The sequence below is a fragment of the Streptomyces sp. NPDC050211 genome (assembly GCF_040656035.1).
GTDB lineage: Bacteria > Actinomycetota > Actinomycetes > Streptomycetales > Streptomycetaceae > Streptomyces.
In genome coordinates, this window is record NZ_JBFALC010000022.1 from 115,426 (window position 1) to 131,020 (window position 15,595).

15 protein-coding genes and 5 pseudogenes are annotated in these 15,595 nt (G+C 67.3%); 14 read left to right on the forward strand and 6 right to left on the reverse strand.

Annotated features, from left to right (window positions below):
- Nucleotides 1-25 precede the first annotated feature (25 nt).
- The 4 genes from AB0I98_RS22740 (at nt 26) to AB0I98_RS22755 (ending at nt 3,214) form a co-directional block, all read left to right on the forward strand.
- Nucleotides 26-208 carry a hypothetical protein gene (locus AB0I98_RS22740; protein ID WP_362944472.1) on the forward strand — a complete coding sequence of 61 codons (183 nt, stop codon included), beginning with the start codon at nt 26-28 and terminating at the stop codon, nt 206-208.
- A gap of 12 nt (nt 209-220) precedes the next feature.
- On the forward strand, nt 221-1,126 hold the full coding sequence (locus AB0I98_RS22745; protein WP_362944473.1) for a hypothetical protein: 906 nt from the start codon (nt 221-223) through the stop codon (nt 1,124-1,126).
- Entirely contained in the window at nt 1,123-2,073 is a 951-nt protein-coding gene (locus tag AB0I98_RS22750) for a hypothetical protein (protein WP_362944475.1), read from the forward strand. Before AB0I98_RS22745 ends, AB0I98_RS22750 begins: the two co-directional genes overlap by 4 nt.
- Nucleotides 2,074-2,335: 262 nt before the next feature.
- Entirely contained in the window at nt 2,336-3,214 is an 879-nt protein-coding gene (locus AB0I98_RS22755) for a hypothetical protein (RefSeq protein ID WP_362944477.1), read from the forward strand.
- Between the two features lie 200 nt (nt 3,215-3,414).
- Here the strand turns inward: AB0I98_RS22755 and AB0I98_RS22760 are convergent.
- Nucleotides 3,415-3,603 (reverse strand): annotated as a pseudogene (locus AB0I98_RS22760) (IS630 family transposase); the annotation flags it as partial.
- On the reverse strand, nt 3,600-4,139 hold the full coding sequence (locus AB0I98_RS22765; RefSeq protein WP_362944479.1) for a winged helix-turn-helix domain-containing protein: 540 nt from the start codon (nt 4,137-4,139) through the stop codon (nt 3,600-3,602). The pseudogene AB0I98_RS22760 and the gene AB0I98_RS22765, both read right to left, overlap by 4 nt.
- Nucleotides 4,140-4,525: 386 nt before the next feature.
- On the opposite strand from AB0I98_RS22765, the pseudogene AB0I98_RS22770 reads away from it, so the two are divergent.
- Nucleotides 4,526-4,817: pseudogene (locus AB0I98_RS22770) on the forward strand (IS701 family transposase); the annotation flags it as partial.
- 238 nt (nt 4,818-5,055) lie between these two features.
- Here the strand turns inward: AB0I98_RS22770 and AB0I98_RS22775 are convergent.
- Nucleotides 5,056-5,448 (reverse strand): helix-turn-helix domain-containing protein, encoded by a 393-nt coding sequence (locus AB0I98_RS22775; RefSeq protein ID WP_362944481.1) that lies wholly within the window; start codon nt 5,446-5,448, stop codon nt 5,056-5,058.
- A gap of 205 nt (nt 5,449-5,653) precedes the next feature.
- On the opposite strand from AB0I98_RS22775, the gene AB0I98_RS22780 reads away from it, so the two are divergent.
- The 3 genes from AB0I98_RS22780 to AB0I98_RS22790 all read left to right on the forward strand — a co-directional run bounded on the left by AB0I98_RS22780 (nt 5,654) and on the right by AB0I98_RS22790 (nt 8,459).
- Entirely contained in the window at nt 5,654-6,289 is a 636-nt protein-coding gene (locus tag AB0I98_RS22780) for an NAD(P)H-binding protein (protein ID WP_362944483.1), read from the forward strand.
- A gap of 255 nt (nt 6,290-6,544) precedes the next feature.
- Nucleotides 6,545-7,525 carry an NmrA/HSCARG family protein gene (locus AB0I98_RS22785; protein ID WP_362944485.1) on the forward strand — a complete coding sequence of 327 codons (981 nt, stop codon included), beginning with the start codon at nt 6,545-6,547 and terminating at the stop codon, nt 7,523-7,525.
- A 190-nt stretch (nt 7,526-7,715) separates the two neighbouring features.
- A complete protein-coding gene (locus AB0I98_RS22790; protein ID WP_362944487.1) occupies nt 7,716-8,459 on the forward strand; it encodes an SDR family oxidoreductase in 744 nt (247 codons plus the stop codon).
- 481 nt (nt 8,460-8,940) lie between these two features.
- On the opposite strand, the gene AB0I98_RS22795 is transcribed toward AB0I98_RS22790, so the two are convergent.
- On the reverse strand, nt 8,941-9,780 hold the full coding sequence (locus AB0I98_RS22795; protein WP_362944489.1) for an MBL fold metallo-hydrolase: 840 nt from the start codon (nt 9,778-9,780) through the stop codon (nt 8,941-8,943).
- A gap of 319 nt (nt 9,781-10,099) precedes the next feature.
- Between AB0I98_RS22795 and AB0I98_RS22800 the strand changes: the two genes are divergently transcribed.
- Both AB0I98_RS22800 and AB0I98_RS22805 read left to right on the forward strand, forming a co-directional pair.
- Nucleotides 10,100-10,285, forward strand: a complete 186-nt coding sequence (locus AB0I98_RS22800) for a winged helix-turn-helix transcriptional regulator (RefSeq protein ID WP_362944491.1) — start codon at nt 10,100-10,102, stop codon at nt 10,283-10,285.
- A 178-nt stretch (nt 10,286-10,463) separates the two neighbouring features.
- A pseudogene (locus tag AB0I98_RS22805) lies at nt 10,464-11,001 on the forward strand (transposase family protein); the annotation flags it as partial.
- On the opposite strand, the gene AB0I98_RS22810 reads toward AB0I98_RS22805, so the two are convergent.
- Entirely contained in the window at nt 10,985-11,986 is a 1,002-nt protein-coding gene (locus AB0I98_RS22810; RefSeq protein ID WP_362944493.1) for a zinc-binding alcohol dehydrogenase family protein, read from the reverse strand. The pseudogene AB0I98_RS22805 and the gene AB0I98_RS22810 overlap by 17 nt on opposite strands.
- Nucleotides 11,987-12,065: 79 nt before the next feature.
- Here AB0I98_RS22810 and AB0I98_RS22815 point away from each other — a divergent pair, with 79 nt between their 5' ends.
- The 4 genes and pseudogenes from AB0I98_RS22815 to AB0I98_RS22830 all read left to right on the forward strand — a co-directional run bounded on the left by AB0I98_RS22815 (nt 12,066) and on the right by AB0I98_RS22830 (nt 15,124).
- Nucleotides 12,066-12,989, forward strand: coding sequence for an AraC family transcriptional regulator (locus AB0I98_RS22815; RefSeq protein WP_362944495.1), 924 nt, complete (start codon nt 12,066-12,068; stop codon nt 12,987-12,989).
- A gap of 151 nt (nt 12,990-13,140) precedes the next feature.
- A pseudogene (locus AB0I98_RS22820) lies at nt 13,141-13,795 on the forward strand (transposase); the annotation flags it as partial.
- Nucleotides 13,796-13,947: 152 nt separating this feature from the next.
- A pseudogene (locus tag AB0I98_RS22825) lies at nt 13,948-14,705 on the forward strand (IS5 family transposase); the annotation flags it as partial.
- Nucleotides 14,702-15,124, forward strand: a complete 423-nt coding sequence (locus AB0I98_RS22830; protein WP_362944497.1) for a hypothetical protein — start codon at nt 14,702-14,704, stop codon at nt 15,122-15,124. The pseudogene AB0I98_RS22825 and the gene AB0I98_RS22830, both read left to right, overlap by 4 nt.
- Before the next feature lie 276 nt (nt 15,125-15,400).
- On the opposite strand, the gene AB0I98_RS22835 is transcribed toward AB0I98_RS22830, so the two are convergent.
- Nucleotides 15,401-15,595, reverse strand: a 195-nt coding sequence (locus AB0I98_RS22835; protein WP_362944499.1) for an ATP-binding protein, incomplete at its 5' end; no start/stop codon positions are given.

Sequence of the window (15,595 nt, forward strand, 5' to 3'; positions counted from 1 at the left end):
TCGGCAGGCGCCACATCCTGTTGCCATGGATTCCCCCACCGTCGGCGGCCTACGCCGCGCGATCGTCGACTTCGCGTCCGACGCGGACCCGGTGTCGGGCCGCGTCATCACCGACGACGGCGAGGAGGAGTTCAGCGGCTGGATGGAACTCGTCCAGCTCCTGGATCAGATACGGACGGGATCGGGGCACAACGGGGCACGGGGGTAAGGGGGCAGTCGCATGACGGGATCTCGTTCGATCCGCATGCACGTGACGCTGGCGGCTCTGGCGGGGGTTCTTCTGCTGTTGGGGGTGTTCGCCATCGCGCGTACGGCATCCAGTGGCGGGGACTCCGCCGACAGCGGTGGGTACCGGCCGGACGCGGCTGGGTCGGGCGTGGCGTCGGAGGGGCAGAGTGGTGCCAACGCCTCGGGGGAAGTAGGGCAGGGCTCGTCCGGCGGGGGCAGCGCGGACGGTGGGGGCAGCGGGGGCGGATCGTCGACGTCCGGCGGAGGAGGCGGGCGGCCCGGCTCCGTCAGGCTCCCCGGGGCAACGCTGGACAACTCGTATCCCCTTGACGGTTACCCGTCCTACACACCCCCGCCGGGCGATACCGAAGCGGGCAGGGGCTGCTTCGCACCGGCCAACCATTCGACCGCCGTACCGTTGAAGATCGTCTCGGTGTGGCTGTCCCACGCTCACAACGCAGAGTTGAAGCAAGGCTGCGAGGGGGTCAGTCAGGGCGTCCATCCGACCCGGCCCGACAGCGTTCCGCTGTCCCAGGGTTGCCCCTCGGGCACCGTGCTGCGACCCGACTACGCCAACGGATGCGTCCTGTACATCCACACCCGCACGCCGAATTCCGGCGGGGCCACGGTCCACGTCGAGGTGGAGGCAACCTGTACCTCCCACGCCGCATGGCCCTGCGACAGCCAGACGCTCACGCGCTACTCCGTGTCGCCGCAGCATCCGATGGTGGTCCGACTCACCCTGTCGCAGGTCCTCACGCTCACCGCTCCTTCCTTCGGCGGTGACTCAACACCGCCGGAGTCGCCCACCAGCTCTCCGCCGCCCGTGGACGACTCGCCACCCGTCGAAACCCCAACGGTGGTCGAGACCACCAGCCCCACGGACAGCGAAACGTGACCGCCGCCACCTCGCCGGGTGGGCACTTCCTGGAGCGGACGCGAGCTGTCGTCAACGTACTGGGGCCGGCCACTGTCGTGACCTCGCTTCTGTTCTATTTCGGCTACGTGGCGACGACGGCGCGGTTCCGCTACTTCGGGGTCTACCTGTCGCTGATGAACCAATCGCTCCAGGACATGCTGCTGTACGGGGTGGAGGCCGTGTACCCGCCCCTCATCGCGGTCTCCGTGATAGGGCTGCTGGCCCTCGCCGCACACACCGGAGTCCGCGCGCTGCTCGCGTCGCAGGCCAGGGACGACGTCACCGGCTGGATCGGGGTATTCGTCACGCTGCTCGGCTGCCTGGCTCTGACCCGCGGCATCGTGGGCATGCTGATACCGGGCATCGCCCGCACCGAGGCGATCGCCACGACACCCCTGTGCCTGGGCGCGGGGGCCGTGGGGCTCGCCTACGGGGGCTGGCTGCTGCGCCGTGTCACCATCCGCCGGGACCGGCGCCGACTCGCCAATGCGCAGGACGACGCGGATCCTCCTGCGCGCTCACCCGTCGTGGACTGGCTGGCCTCACCGGCTTGCGTACGGCTGTGCAGATACGCCATGGCGTGGGTCACCCTGCTGATCATCGCCAGCGCGTTCTGGACGGCCAACAGTTTCGCCGCCGCCTACGGACTGGGCAGGGCCCTGGACGACGCGGACTCCCTGCCGGGCCGCCCGGAAGTCGTCCTCTACACAAAGGAACCTCTGCGCGACCTCCCTGCCGGCGCCAGCGGCACACGCCTGTCCTCCGCGGCAGGCGGTGAACTCCGCTACCACTACCGGGGTCTACGGCTCCTGGTGCAGGCCAACGGCCGCCTCTTCCTGGTACCCGCGCACTGGACCACGCCTGGCTCACACACCCTGGTCGTGCCGTACGACAACACCGTTCGCCTGGAACTTGTGCCGTCATGAGTGACGCCATGAGCCTGAGCGCCGGCACCGGGCAGTACCGCGCCACGCGGCAGGCTCGCCTCACGGTGCGAGCCAGGACAGGGCGCCGCCGACGTGCGGTTACCCCCGCTCGGCAGAAGGTCCAGTCGGTCAATTGCCACCCCTCCCACCCGCCCGATCGGCGTTCTGCCAGCTCAGCACTTCCGCACAAAGGGTTCCGGGCTCCTGCCGCCCGGTTCGCTCTGGTCATCACCCTCACCGCATCTGGACACCTGGAGGCATCGTGAACGACCGCGTTTTCGTGATCTGGAAAGGCCACGGCTCGGACCAAGGGATCTACTCGGCACGCAGCGACCACGGCACCGACTTCAACGACGCCCGGCAGGTGAGCTGGTTCGCCAGCAGCCGCGGGATCGCCGCAGTGGTCGAGCCAGTCGGACACGGGATCCGCGCCGCGTGGCGGGGAGCGGACAACGACAACCGGATCTGGACCTCAAGGGCGCACTTCACGGGCGGTTCCTGGGCCGACCAGGCGCTTCCGGCCGGGGTGCCCCGCACCGAGGACCGGCCGGCGCTCAGCGTGCTCGGCGAACGGGTGGTCATGGCCTGGCGCGGTGCCGGCCAGGACGAGCACATCTGGTACTCCGTGCTTGGGCCTGGAGGCTGGAGCCCGCAGCAGCTGACCAGCGACGGGACGGCGAGCTCGACACACGGGCCGGCGCTGGCTCAGCACGACGGCCGTCTCTTCATGGCGTGGAAGGGTTCCGGTGGCAACCAGGACCTCTACTGGTGTACGTACGACGGCCAGTCCTGGACGGCGCCGAAGGCGTTTCCCGGTGGTTCGACCCACGGTCCGGCGCTGGCGTCGAACGGCGCAGTCTTGGTGATGGCCTGGAAAGGCTCCGGCAGCGACGACCACCTCTGGCGAGCCAGCTACGGCAACGGCGGCTGGTCGGCCCAACAACTCGCCATTGGCCGGTCCAGTCACGGCCCCGCACTGGGGCGAGTGGACAACCGGATCGTGATGGTGTGGAAAGGGGCGGTCGGCGACGAGCGGCTGTGGTGGACGCCGGACAACTTCCGCACGCAGCTGCCGGTGCGTGACGGGTATACCAGCAGCAACACTCCCGCGGTCGTCGCCCTCAATTTCGCCGACCTGTGACCCAGCGGCGCCCGGCCCGCTTGCAGAACGACGTGCTGGGCGGCCTCACCGCGAGAGGATGAGTCCATGACGCCTGAGCACGTCACCGTCCGAGTCCTGCTGCTCTTCGGCGATCAGGCCGAGATCGTCGCCGACATCCCGGCGGAAGATCGCGCCGAACCCGCACGAGCACCGATCGCCTCGGCCCCGATGTCGTCCACCCAGGCGAAGCTCTTGCGGCTGTCGCGTCGGCCGTCGTCGCGGTGGGGCCGGTAGATCAGCCTCGATCGTTCGCCCGGCTTGTAGCAGGCCAGCGCGGCGATCGAGATCCGGCGGCGGGAGCGGCCCCGGACCCGGATCACGGGTGTCTGTCCGCGGCGGGCCCAGGTGCGGGCAGCCGGCGGCGTCATCGAGAAGCCGGACTCGTCCTCGAAGACGATCCAGGCGTCGAGCGCCGCCGCGGTCCTTCCACCTGTGGCCAGGTCTCCTTCACCCGGCCGGTGACCTTGTCCTCGTCGCGTTCGACGGCTCGTCTGGCCGGCACCTGGCAGGAGAAGCCGTGCCGGATGAGCAGCTTGCGCACTCCCTGCAGGGTGTAACTCTGGTGGAAGCGAAGGCCGATCACGGTCTTGATGCGGGACAGTGTCCATCGCTGGTCCGGCCAGCCGTGTGCGACCGGCCCTTTCGCCAACTCCGCCTCCAGCTGGGCGAACTGGGTCTCGCTCAACCGGGGTGGCGAGGCCGATCCTGCCGAGCGCAGAGCCCGCGGACAGCCCTTGTCCCACAACCGACGCCACCGCTGGATGGACCGGACACTGACCCGTAACTCGTTCGCGATCGCCGAACTCGGCTCACCAGCAGCGAACCGTTCGGCGGCCAACATGCGGATGCCCTTGCGGAACTGCCGGCGCTCGTCCGACAGTCCGCCGCCCTGCGCGTACCTCATGGCAACGGCGTACCGCGAGGATCAAGCCCCGTCAGCAGCTACGACTGTGAGGATGATCGGTAGCCGTTCTCGTAGCTGTCACGATCGTCGCTGTTGCCCTGTAGATCGTCCTGGCCGGGTGAGTCACCTTCAGGCGGCCAGGAGCGTAGACCGCCTCCGTCAGCCCGGTGCAGGCTCTGGATCCCGCGCAGCCATTCGCCTGGATCGCTCACGCGGGGGGTGGGACTGGCTCGGTCTGGCGCAGGGCAAGCCCGGATGGGGAGGGTGGCTGTGGTGGTGCTTCATCCCCCACTGCCCCGCCGTAGCCGCCCTCGCACGGCATGGCTGGCTGCGAGTGGCTGGCGGCGTGACGACGGTGAGGTCACTTGGTGGCAGCATCCGGTGCCGAGATCTTCTATTTCATTGTCTACTGTCCGGCCGACACCACCCTGGACGAGCTGATCCGCATCGGGGGCAGCCGCTGGGCTGTTGAGGAATGCTTCCAGACCGCGAAACAGGGGTGTGGCCTGGACGATTACTTGGTCCGTCGCTACCCCGGCTGGCACCGCAACATGACCCTGGCCGTGGCCGCCCACGCCTGCCATGACCGTCCTGCGGGCCCGAGAGCTGGATGCGGAGAAAGTAGAAACGGATCCTCTCAGCTCATCCACATCAGCCTCGCCGAGATCCGACGCCTGATCACCCACCTCACCGAGCGCCGTCCCACCCGGTCGACCACATCTTGCACTGGTTGGCATGGCGCCGTCGGCGACAACACCAGGCCCGCCTCAGCCACTACAACCGGCGGGGCCACGGCCCGTGGAATCTGCCCAGCAATCAGAACTCTTGAAGTACACCCTGGCCGAGAAACGCCCCCGCCCCTCCGGCGAGGGCGCCGTCATGGACTGTTCCGCCGTTCCGCCTTCCAGGGCCGGCCTCAAGCGCTGGTGGTTTGCGCGTCGAGACCTTGACTCCGGTCGTGGCCGGCGCGGGCGGCCGCTATCTCGGCGACGTGGCCGGTGCTCCATGTGATGAGGGGGGTGGCGGCGGACAGCAGGCCGGTGCCGAGCGGGGTGAGCTGGTAGGTGACATGGGGTGGCATGACCTCGTGGACGGTGCGGGTGAGGATGCCGTCACGTTCGAGGCGCCGCAGGGTAAGGGTCAGCATGCGCTGACTGACACCGTGGACAGCGCGTTTGAGTTCGTTGAAGCGGCGGGGGCCGTCGCTCAGGTTGGACACGACGTAGAGGGACCATTTGTCGGCCATCAGGTCCAGAACGTCACGGACGTCGCACACGTCCGTATGAGCGGGTGTATGGCGAGCGCTCACGGTTACCTCCATGAAACCGGGCACGCAAATGTGCCTTATTGACCTCGTGATGAACCAACTACAGCATAGTTGAGCGCGGTTCTTCGCAGGAGCCGTACGAGGATATCCGAGGTTCCTTCTCCTCTCGAGAAGGAATAAATCCGTAGCTGCGGCCGACCCGAAGTTGCACCTCTAATGTGTCACCGAGCAGTGGGTTGAGGCAGGGATGAGAATCGTTGTATTCGGTTCCGGATTTGTCGGTGGCGCTCTGGCGCAAGAATTCGCCTTGCGCCGACATGAAGTGACGGCCGTATCACGGCGCAACAGAACGGGCCTTCCGAGAGGAGTCACCCAAAGCGCCGGTAGCGTGCACGACTCCGCCTTCCTCAAGGAGGTGGTCTCCGGTGCGCATGTACTCGTTTCGGCGCTTCCGGCCGTCGCCGGCGACGACGGACTCGATACAGGCGTGGCGGCTCTCCTCCGGTCCGCCGAGGAAACCGGGGCACGCCTCGGAGTTGTCGGCGGCTCGGCGGTTCTCCCACTGGTCGAGGGCGGACCGCGACAGGCCGACACCCCCGGCTTTCCCGCTTGGCTCCTTCCGCGTATCGAGGCGCACACGCGGGCGCTGGCCGTACTCGATGCGGCGCCCGAGGGTGTCGATTGGTTCTGTCTCGTCCCGGCGGCGGATTTCGGCCCTCACCAACCGGGCCTGCGGACAGGTTCCTACCGTACGAGTGCCACCGCGCAGGTCACCGATGGAGAAGGACGTTCTGTGCTCGGGGTGGAGGACTACGCGATCGCGTTCGCCGACGAAATCGACACCCCAAGCACGCATCGCGCCTGGCTTGCCATCGGCTACTAGCCAAGCACCTGCCTACGCGGGCCTCAGCGCCGCACAAACGTCCGTTCCTATGTAGCGCATCGCTGACTCGCGGACAGCGAGCGAGGCTCGCATGCGCGCAGTGATGTATGCACCAGCCACCGAGCAGCCGGTTCGGGGCTGCCGGGCTGCCCGCCCGTGACCAAACTCTGGAGTTCGCATACTCGATGGCCGCGGGCCGGGCTTTTCATATCCGCTATTTCTGTCATTCCAAAAATTGGGAAGGGCAAGCCAGCCATGACCGACAAGAAGATCATTGCAGTGGTGGGGGCGACCGGGTCGCAGGGAGGCGGCCTGGTGCGCGCTGTTCTGGACGACTGGAACGGGCCGTTCACCGTGCGGGCGCTCACCCGGAACCCGGACTCGACGAAGGCGAAGGAGTTCGCCGCGCGCGGCGCCGAGGTGGTCCAGGTGGATCTCGACGACGAGGCGAGCCTGCGTGCCGCGTTGGACGGCGCCTACGGTGCGTTCGTCGTCACCAACTTCCGGGAGCAGCTCACCCTCGAGCAGGAAGCGGCCCGCAGCCGTGCGCGGATGGAGCTGGACCAGGCCGGCAACGCAGCGCGCGCGGCCAGGGCCGCCGGGCTCAAACACGTCGTGTGGTCGACGTTGGAGGACACCCGTCCGCACTTCGCGTTTCTCGGCAGCGATGCCCCCACCCTCGGGGATGGCTACAAGGTGCCGCACTTCGATGCCAAGAACGAAGCGAACGCGCACTTCACTGCCCTGGGTGTGCCCACGACCTTCCTGGAGACGTCCTTCTTCTACGAGATGTTCATCCTCGCCGGGCTGAGCCCGCGCCGCGGGGCGGACGGTCGGGCGGTGCTCTCCCTGCCCATGGGGGACAGCACGATGGCGCTTGTGGCCGCCGAGGACATCGGCCGTACCGCTTACGGCATCTTCCGGGCCGGAGCCCGGTTTGTCGGCCGCACGGTGGGTCTGGCCGGCACCCACGCCACAGGCGGCCAACTGGCAGAGCTCTTCGCCAAGGTGCTCGGCGAGCCGGTCGCCTACCGGCCCATGACCCACGACCAGCTGCGCAATGCCGGATTCCCGGAGGCCGAGGAACTCGGCAACATGTTCCAGTTCTTCACCGAAGCCGCCGCAACGTTCGTCGGCAACCGCGATATCGACCTGATCCGGACGCTCAACCCGCGGCTTCGGACGCTCGAGGACTGGCTGGTCGAACACCGCGAGCAGTTGCAGTCCGCTCTCTAAGTGCCACGTCCGTTCCCGCAGGCGGTCACGCCACGAGGCTTGCCCACTGCACACCACACCGGGACTTTGCCCTGCCGCCTGCGGGATCGGGCCCCAAGGGAGATGCCGTCCGCGGCGCGATGGTGCACGCGGCAAGAACATGCCGCCAATCCACCGACTCCTCGAACTCACCAGCCAAGGAGAACCATTCATGCCCCTTGAACTGAAAGGGAAGACCGCCCTTGTCACCGGCGCCACTGCCGGTATCGGCCGGGCCGTCGCGAGCAAGCTCGCGGCCCTTGGAGCAGCGGTCGTCGTCCATGGCCGCGATGCCGAACGAGGCTCCGCGGTGGTGGACGAGATCAGCGCAGCCGGCGGGACCGCTCGGTTCATCGCCGCAGACTTGGCCGACCCTGGTGCCGTTCACGAGCTCTCGGGAAAGGCCGGGCCGGTCGACGTGCTGGTGAACAACGCGGCCGTCTTCCAGTTCGGACCGATGAGCGAAGCCACCGCCGAAGCATTCGATCTCCACATGGCCGTCAACGTCCGCGCACCGATGCTGCTCGTCGCCGCGTTCGCACCCCCGATGGCGGAGCGTGGCTCCGGAGCAGTCATCAACATCACAACCGGCGCCGCGTCCACGCCCGTGCGCGGCGGCGGGGTCTATGTCGCTTCGAAGGTCGCCCTCGACTACCTGACGCGTGTATGGGCCGACGAACTGGGCACTGCGGGCGTCCGCGTCAACGCTGTGGCGGCAGGCCCGACCCGTACCCAGGGCATGCAGACACGCGGAGCCGGCCTGGCCGACACGCTCGGCAAGGCGACCACAGCCCTCCGCCGCGCCGCCGATCCTCGTGAGATCGCCGAGGTGGTCGCCTTCTTGGCCTCCCCTCGTGCCAGTTACGTCACGGGAGCCATCGTCGAAGCCCGTGGCGGCACGCCCGCGCATCCCTGAAACCCGTAGGGGCGTAGAGGGAGCCGAGGCCGGATACGGCGTCGACCCCGTCGGCCGCGACGGCCTGACTGGATGCGACGGCCAGGCCCCTGTTCCCGCGGGGACCCGGCACACACCACACCGGTCGGCGGTCACCGCGCTTCGTTGGCCGTGGGCATCGAGCTGCCGCGCCGACGCGTGCGTACGGCTCGGACGCAGTATGCAACAAGGGCGCTCAGACAGGTCACGAACGCCACGGCCCACAGCCCTCCGGTGTTGTCCGGAAACACCACGGCAAGCACCGTTGCAGTACTAGGTGTGCTGTTCGGACAGGTTAGTGACGCGACTGGCAGGTGTTTGGCCGCTGATTCCGGTGTGGGGTCGGTGGTAGATGTCGCAATCCCCACCGAATCCAGAAGGCCCTCACCCATGCAAGACCACGGTGCCATCATCAACGTGCTCGAACAGCACACCTAGGGCGCTGTTGTCGGCCCGCGGATCCTTAGAGCGAGGCGGGTGAGAGAAGGGCAGGGGAATCGGCCAGCAGCTCGAATCGGTTGTCCCGCTGCCGGACGTGGCCGCTGGTGGGATGTGCGAAGTGGGTGCCCAGCAGCAGGCCATCGGTACTGGCCAGCTCGGTGAGCAGGCGGTGGCGGGTGGTTCGTGCCTCGGCGGGGTCGACGTCGCCGACGCTGCCCATGTCGGGGTACGCCAGTTGGACGGGATGGTGCAGGCTGTCGCCGCTGATCAGCGCGTTGCGGCCGGTGCCGGTCAGCTTCACCGACAGGTGGCCTGGGGTGTGGCCGCGTGTCGGTACCAGGCGGACGCCGTCGGCGACTTCAAGGCCTGAGGCGGGGAGGTCGAGCAGGTCGTACAGGCCGTTGTCACGGATGGGCCGCAGGGAGTCGCGGTGCACCTGGGCGACGTCCTGGTCGCTTTGGGCGGCGGCGGTCCAGAAGTCCCATTCCCTGCGGTCGGTGAGGTAGCGGGCGTTGGGGAAGGTCGGTGTCCAGTGGCTGTCGACCAGGTGAGTATTCCAGCCGACGTGGTCGACGTGCATGTGCGTGGTGATCACCAGGTCGACGGTGTCCGGGGCGAAGCCCGAGGCAGTCAGCGTGTGCAGCAGCGGGGTCTGCAGGTTGTCGGCGTCGGGGATCTGCCGGGGCTTGTCGTTGCCGATGCCGGTGTCGATGAGAATACGTTTGCCGTGCGCCTCGATGGCGAAGATGTGTACGTGCATCGCAAAGGCTGTGCCGTCGGTGAAGTCGGGTTGCAGCCAGGGGTGGTGCAAGTGTTCCGGTGTGGCGTCGGGCAGCAGCCATTGACTGGTTGCCGGTGACATGTCGATTTCGTCGACTCGGCGCACAATGACGCCTCCGAGGTCCCAGCCCAGGAAGGCCGGGGATACGCGAGTTGTGAACAATTGGAATCCATTCAGCTGGATTGACCATCGACCCGGTGGGTCGGCGGTCGGCGTGCCGGTATCCGTAAGCACGTACTTTCTTGTGAGCTGAGAACATGGCGGTGAGTGAGCAGCTCAAGGATGTTTTCGCCCGGCTTCCGGCAGGCTCTTTCGACAAGGACTGCCCGGCGCGCCGGTGACGGCCCAGGTGACCGGCCGGTAGGCCGCGTTGATCATCGCTGGGCTGGGTCCTGGGCCGATGCGCCATTCCGGCCTTCAGCAGCACATCGGCGGCATCAGCCAGAAGATACTGTCGCAGTACCTCAGGTCGGTGGCGCGTTACGGGCTGGTCGAACGACTGGTGGAGCCGACTGTCCCGCTGCAGATCACCTGCAGACTGGGCCACTCGGGCAGAGTCTGGCGCAGCAACTGTCTGGGCTACTGAGTTGGTTCAGCGCCAACACGCCGACGCTGGAGGCCACCCAGCAGCGCAACGACGCTGCCGACTCTCCGGCCCGGTAGCGTGTCTGTGGGACTGCTGCCGGTACACCATGAGCCTCCTTGTCCGCGGTCTGACCTGACTTATAAAACGCGCCCACACTGCGGCAGCTCGCTCCGCTGTCGGCATCTCGCCGACGACTGTGTGCCGGGGGATCCAAAGGCTTGGGCTGCTTCTCGCACCTGAGCCGGTCAGGGCCCCACAGGAGCCGGGCAAGCGGTTATGGAACCTGAACGGCACGCTCGTCCCCATCCGCGACCGGAACATGGGCGCCTCCTCACACAGCTGCCGATTCTCGGCGAACGTGCAGTTCATCGTGGATGCGGACACCCGTCTCGTGGTAGCAGCGGCCCGGCCCGTGCCCGGCACCACTGCGCAGGCGAAAGCCTGGCGGGACTCCGCCCTGGCTGAGCACTGCCAAGAGGTAACCGCGCTCGGTGACGGTGCCTACATCAACACCGGTCTCGGTGTCCCGCACACAACACGGAGCACTGCAGGGTCCGCGCCCGTGTGGAGCACGTGATCGGCCGGATGAAGGACTATAGATCCTGGGCGACTGCCGGCAGCGTGGCGACGGCCTCCAACACGCCGTCCAGGCCGTCGCCCGCATGCAGCGCTTGGCGTACTGGTGCGAGCAGCCTCGCTTTACGACGCCGGCGTGAGGATGTAGCGAACGGCCGGGTCAGCGTTCCAGGCATCGGTTACCGAGCGCAGCGGCATGGTGGTGAACGGTGCGTCGAATCCGGCAGTGGGAGTAGCGGCGAGCAGTTCGCCGGCACCGGCCAGGAGTTCTTCGACGGACACGCTGCCGATGCCGCTTCCCATGAGTTCCAGACCCGTGCTGCGTAGCATGTCGCCGCGGATCGGGATCTCAGCTCCCGCGTCATTGCCGACTTGTATGTAGCGCAGGCGCGGCTCGCCGCCTCGGGAGCCGCGGTCCTCGGTCGCGGCTCTCAGGACACGGACGGCGGGTTCGCCCCAGACGAAGTCGAGGACGACGTCGACGCCTTGGTCGAACTGTTCCCGCAGCGCCTTGTCCGCGTCATCATTCAGGGCGATGGCCACATCGGCGCCCAGGCGCTCGAGTTTCGCGGCATTGCGACCGACGGCGATGACCTTGCCCGCGCCGAAATGCCGGGCGGTCTGCAGCGCCATGCCACCTGCGGCGCCGGTCGCACCGACGATCAGCACTGTTTCACCGTTCTGGAGCCTGGCTCGCCGGGAGAACGCGATCCACGACGCGAGCCCTGCCCCAGCGACCGTCGCCGCGCGCTCGTCGGACAGACTGTCGGGTACCAGCGCCATCATGTTGCGTGCGACGAGTGACTTCTCCGCCATGGATCCGAAGGGAGCCTTCGGGAACAGGAAGTAGACGCGGCGGCCCGTCTCGTCGATGCCCACGCCGTCGACACCCGGCACGAATCCGGCCGACGTGCCGCTCGCATAGTGCGTGCCGGCAGCCAGTTTCTTCACGATCGGACTGAGTGGCGCCGCGTGCACGGTTACTACGGCTTCGCCCTCGGCGGCTGTCGGCTCACGGAAATCCTGGAATGACGGCGGGACGCCGAACGAGGTCACGACCGCTGCTTTCATGCTGTTGCACTCCAAAGAAGGAAGGGTCTCGGTCTCCTCGGGGAGAACCGTCACGTCGAAATGTATGCAGCAAGAGTCGTACGAGCTATGCTTAAAACTCCTTGTTTTGTTCGCGATCGTCCGAGGAGCGTGGGTGGACCCCCTGTCCGAGGTTCTCTCCCTGCTGAAGCCGCACAGCTACATCACCGGCGGCTTCAACGCCGGCGGGGAATGGGCGCTCAGGCTCGACGACCTGGCCGGCCGCATCAAGTGCTATGCCATTACCAAAGGCACCTGCTGGCTGGCGATGGACGGCGTCGACGCGCCGGTAAGGCTCCAACCGGGCGACTGCTTCGTCCTGCCCAGCGGCCGACTCGTAACCATCGGTAGCGACCTGGGCGTCGAGCCGAAACGGGCCAGCGAAGTACTCGACCCCAACCGCAGCGGCGAAATCGTCACCTACAACGGCGGCGGCGATGTCTTCATGGTGGGCAGCCGCTTCGAAGTGAACAGCCCCCACGCCGAGGTGCTCCTGCGGACCCTGCCGCCCCTTATGCGGGTCGAAACCTCAGGCGATCGAGCCAGGCTGAGATGGTCTATCGAGCTCATGATGGAGGAACTGCGTGAGGCCCGACCGGGGTCGTGGCTGGTGGCGCAACAGCTCGCGCACATGATGCTGGTCCAAGCGCTCCGCCTGTACCTGTCGAAGAGCTCGGAGAGCGACATCGGGTGGTTCGCCGCCCTCGCCGATCCCCGACTGAGCGCGGCGCTCGGAGCGATACATGCGGATCCGGCGTTTCCATGGACGGTGCGGGATCTGGCCATACGGGCAGGCATGTCACGATCGACCTTCGCCGAGCACTTTCGCCAACGGACCGGGGAGACACCCATCGCCTACCTCACGCGCTGGCGGATGATGCTCGCCGGAGAAAAGCTCATCCACGGTCGCGATACGCTGGCACGGATAGCGGGATCACTCGGATACGAATCCGAACATGCGTTCAACACTGCGTTCAGGCGCGTCATGGGCATCTCGCCCGGGCGATACGCCCGAGCCGTATTCGACGATGCTCTGTGAACAACGCGACTAAGCTTGACGTTTATCGTCCGTGGTCGAACATGGCCTCGAACTTGCTGACGTCTTCGTCTGAGGGTCTGACGTGAGAGCGGCCTTCGCCTGATCCTGTGCTCCGTCACAGAGGCACTTGACCAGTACGAAGGCCGTAGCGATGAGTCTGCTGCAGTGGGATGTCCCGCGGGATGCGTTTGCCGAACTGTCATGCTTCTGGTCGGAGTTCTATGCCTGCCTGACCCAGCGGCCTGACGCCTTGTTCGAGCTGAGTGACGCCTTGCTGTGCTCGGACGGCCCGGTGAAGACGTTGGTCGAGCTGGCCCTGGCGCCTGAGCATCGGCGTGGGCATGGCGCGTTGTACGGCGGGCTGAACCGCGGGCATCTGGATGTGTCTCGGTTGCGCAGGGCGCTGGCGGGGCTGCCGCTTCCCCGGACGCCTGAGGGGCGGTTGGTCCTGGCGGTGGATGTGAGTAACTGGCTGCGGCCGGATGCGAATACCAGCCCGGACCGGCTGTTCTGTCACACATACGGTCGGGGCAGGGGCTCGGCCCAGATGATTCCCGGGTGGCCCTACTCTTTCGTCGCTGCCCTGGAGCAGGGTCGGACGTCGTGGACCGCCGTGCTGGACGTGGTCCGGCTGTGTCCGTGGGACGACATCATCACCGTCACCGCCGCCCCAAGTGCGGGAAGTTTTCCAGCGGTTGTATGTGGCAGGCCAATGGCGGATCGGCGACCCACCCGTCCTGGTCGTTGTCGATGCCGGCTATGACGTGACCCGCCTGGCTTTCCTGCTCGCGGACCTGCCCATTGAGCCCAAGCGCGGGGCGGAGTTCGCGTTCGAGGATGCAGCCACTCAGCCGGTCCCGTCTGTGGCCACGGTGACTGAGAGCGTGGTATGTGACGTGATGCCGCCTTTGTTGTCGCTGGAATGTGTGGCACAGGCGTATCGAGGCTGATCGGCGAGTCCTGGAAGGCGCAGCATCCCTCCGCCAGCGGCCACCAGGGCGCCTACGAGATGCGGGAGATCGTCAACGCCCTGCTCTACCAGTCCCGTACCGGCTGCCAGTGGGACTACCTCCCCCACGACCTGCCCCCTGGCCGGAGCGGTGAAGTACTACTTCTACAGGTGGCGCGACGATGGCACCGACCAGACCATCCACGGCCTTCTGTGCTGGCAGGTCCGCGAGAGCCGGGGGCGTAAGTCCCACCCGAGCCTGGTGGTGCTCGACACCCAGAGCCTGCACGCGGCCGCCGGGTTGCCCGCCGACACCACCGGAAGGGATGCGGCAAATAAGGTCCCAGGCCGCAAACGCGGCCTGGCAGTTGTTGTCCTCGGTCTGGTGATCGCGGTGGTGGTGCTGGCCGCTCCGCGCATGACAACGCCGCCGGCATCGCCTTGCTGGACAAGGTCGCCGCCGACACCGACACGGTGCACAAGGCCCTAGTGGACCAGGGGTTCAAGACCGCCGTCGTCGACCACGGGCAGAAGGTGGGCATCGACGTCGAAGTCGTCGAGCGCAACCCGGCAGCCAGCGGGTTCGTCCCGCAGCCCAAGAGGTGGGTGGTGGAGCAGGTGAACGGGATCATGATGCTGCACCGCAGGCTGGTACGGGACTACGAGCACCGGCCCGCCCCCGCCGAGTCGAGGGTGTACTGGGCCATAAGCGACCGGATGGCCCGGATGCTCACCTCGACCGCCACCCCACCTGGCGCGGCGCATGAGCGGCAGCGAGCTGACTTTGGGAGCGGTGCTGGCGCACCTGGAGGAGCAAGAACGCGAGAACGCCGCGCAGGCCGAGGCCACGCGGAGACACATCGCAGAACTCACCGCGCAATTGGAGGAGTTCGACCGGGCCGCCGAGGAGGTTCGCATCACCCGCAAGACCCTGCTGGCGCTGCCCGATCCGTCCCCGCCGACGCCGCCGGCCGCGAAGCTGCCGGACCATCCGGCCTACCGGCAGATCATGGCGGTGTTCGCCGCGGCCGACGCCCCGCTGCGGGCACGAGCGGTCTGCGAGGCGATGGACCTGGAGATCGCGCCCAATAACGTCAACAACGTCAGGCTGAAGCTCAAGCGGCTGGCCGAACGCGGGATCCTGACCGAGCCCGAGCAGGGGTTGTTCACCCAGCCACGGCCATAGCCACCCAGAGAAGCCACCACCAGCCCGACAGCCCCAACTGCAAGCGCGAAACGGGCAGCACGTCAAACCGCCCTTTCAGGTCTCGCCAGCCACTACCGTCGCGCGACGCAACGGCCCGGACATCCCTGTTCAGCGAGGTGTTGTCCGCCCTCGCTGGTGCCGACACAGCAGCTGTCGCCAGTTCGCATCCGATGCAATTGGCGGCGCCCGTGTCGTATGTGCTTGACCGACCACCGGTGTCTCATCGAGTGGCCAGTGCTGCCTGGGTGAAGCGCGCTATTCCTCGGCTGGGGTGGGGGCTTGGGGGAGGCGTAGTTGGAAGCAGGCTCCGAGGGTCCGGGGGGTGAGGGTGAGGGTGCCTTGGTGGCGGTGGGCCAGGTCGCGGGCGATGGCGAGGCCCAGGCCGGTGCCGCCGTGGTCGCGGGAGCGGGCGTCGTCGAGTCGGACGAAGCGTTCGAAGATGCGCTCGGC

Bases quoted from the DNA above. Each gene is read 5' to 3' on its own strand.
- AB0I98_RS22785 (WP_362944485.1), top strand. From the start codon at position 6,545: ATGACCGACAAGAAGATCATTGCAGTGGTGGGGGCGACCGGGTCGCAG.
- AB0I98_RS22780 (WP_362944483.1), top strand. From the start codon at position 5,654: ATGAGAATCGTTGTATTCGGTTCCGGATTTGTCGGTGGCGCTCTGGCG.
- AB0I98_RS22795 (WP_362944489.1), bottom strand. From the start codon at position 9,780: ATGTCACCGGCAACCAGTCAATGGCTGCTGCCCGACGCCACACCGGAA.
- AB0I98_RS22740 (WP_362944472.1), top strand. From the start codon at position 26: ATGGATTCCCCCACCGTCGGCGGCCTACGCCGCGCGATCGTCGACTTC.
- AB0I98_RS22765 (WP_362944479.1), bottom strand. From the start codon at position 4,139: ATGAGGTACGCGCAGGGCGGCGGACTGTCGGACGAGCGCCGGCAGTTC.
- AB0I98_RS22830 (WP_362944497.1), top strand. From the start codon at position 14,702: ATGAGCGGCAGCGAGCTGACTTTGGGAGCGGTGCTGGCGCACCTGGAG.
- AB0I98_RS22800 (WP_362944491.1), top strand. From the start codon at position 10,100: ATGCGCCATTCCGGCCTTCAGCAGCACATCGGCGGCATCAGCCAGAAG.
- AB0I98_RS22745 (WP_362944473.1), top strand. From the start codon at position 221: ATGACGGGATCTCGTTCGATCCGCATGCACGTGACGCTGGCGGCTCTG.
- AB0I98_RS22790 (WP_362944487.1), top strand. From the start codon at position 7,716: ATGCCCCTTGAACTGAAAGGGAAGACCGCCCTTGTCACCGGCGCCACT.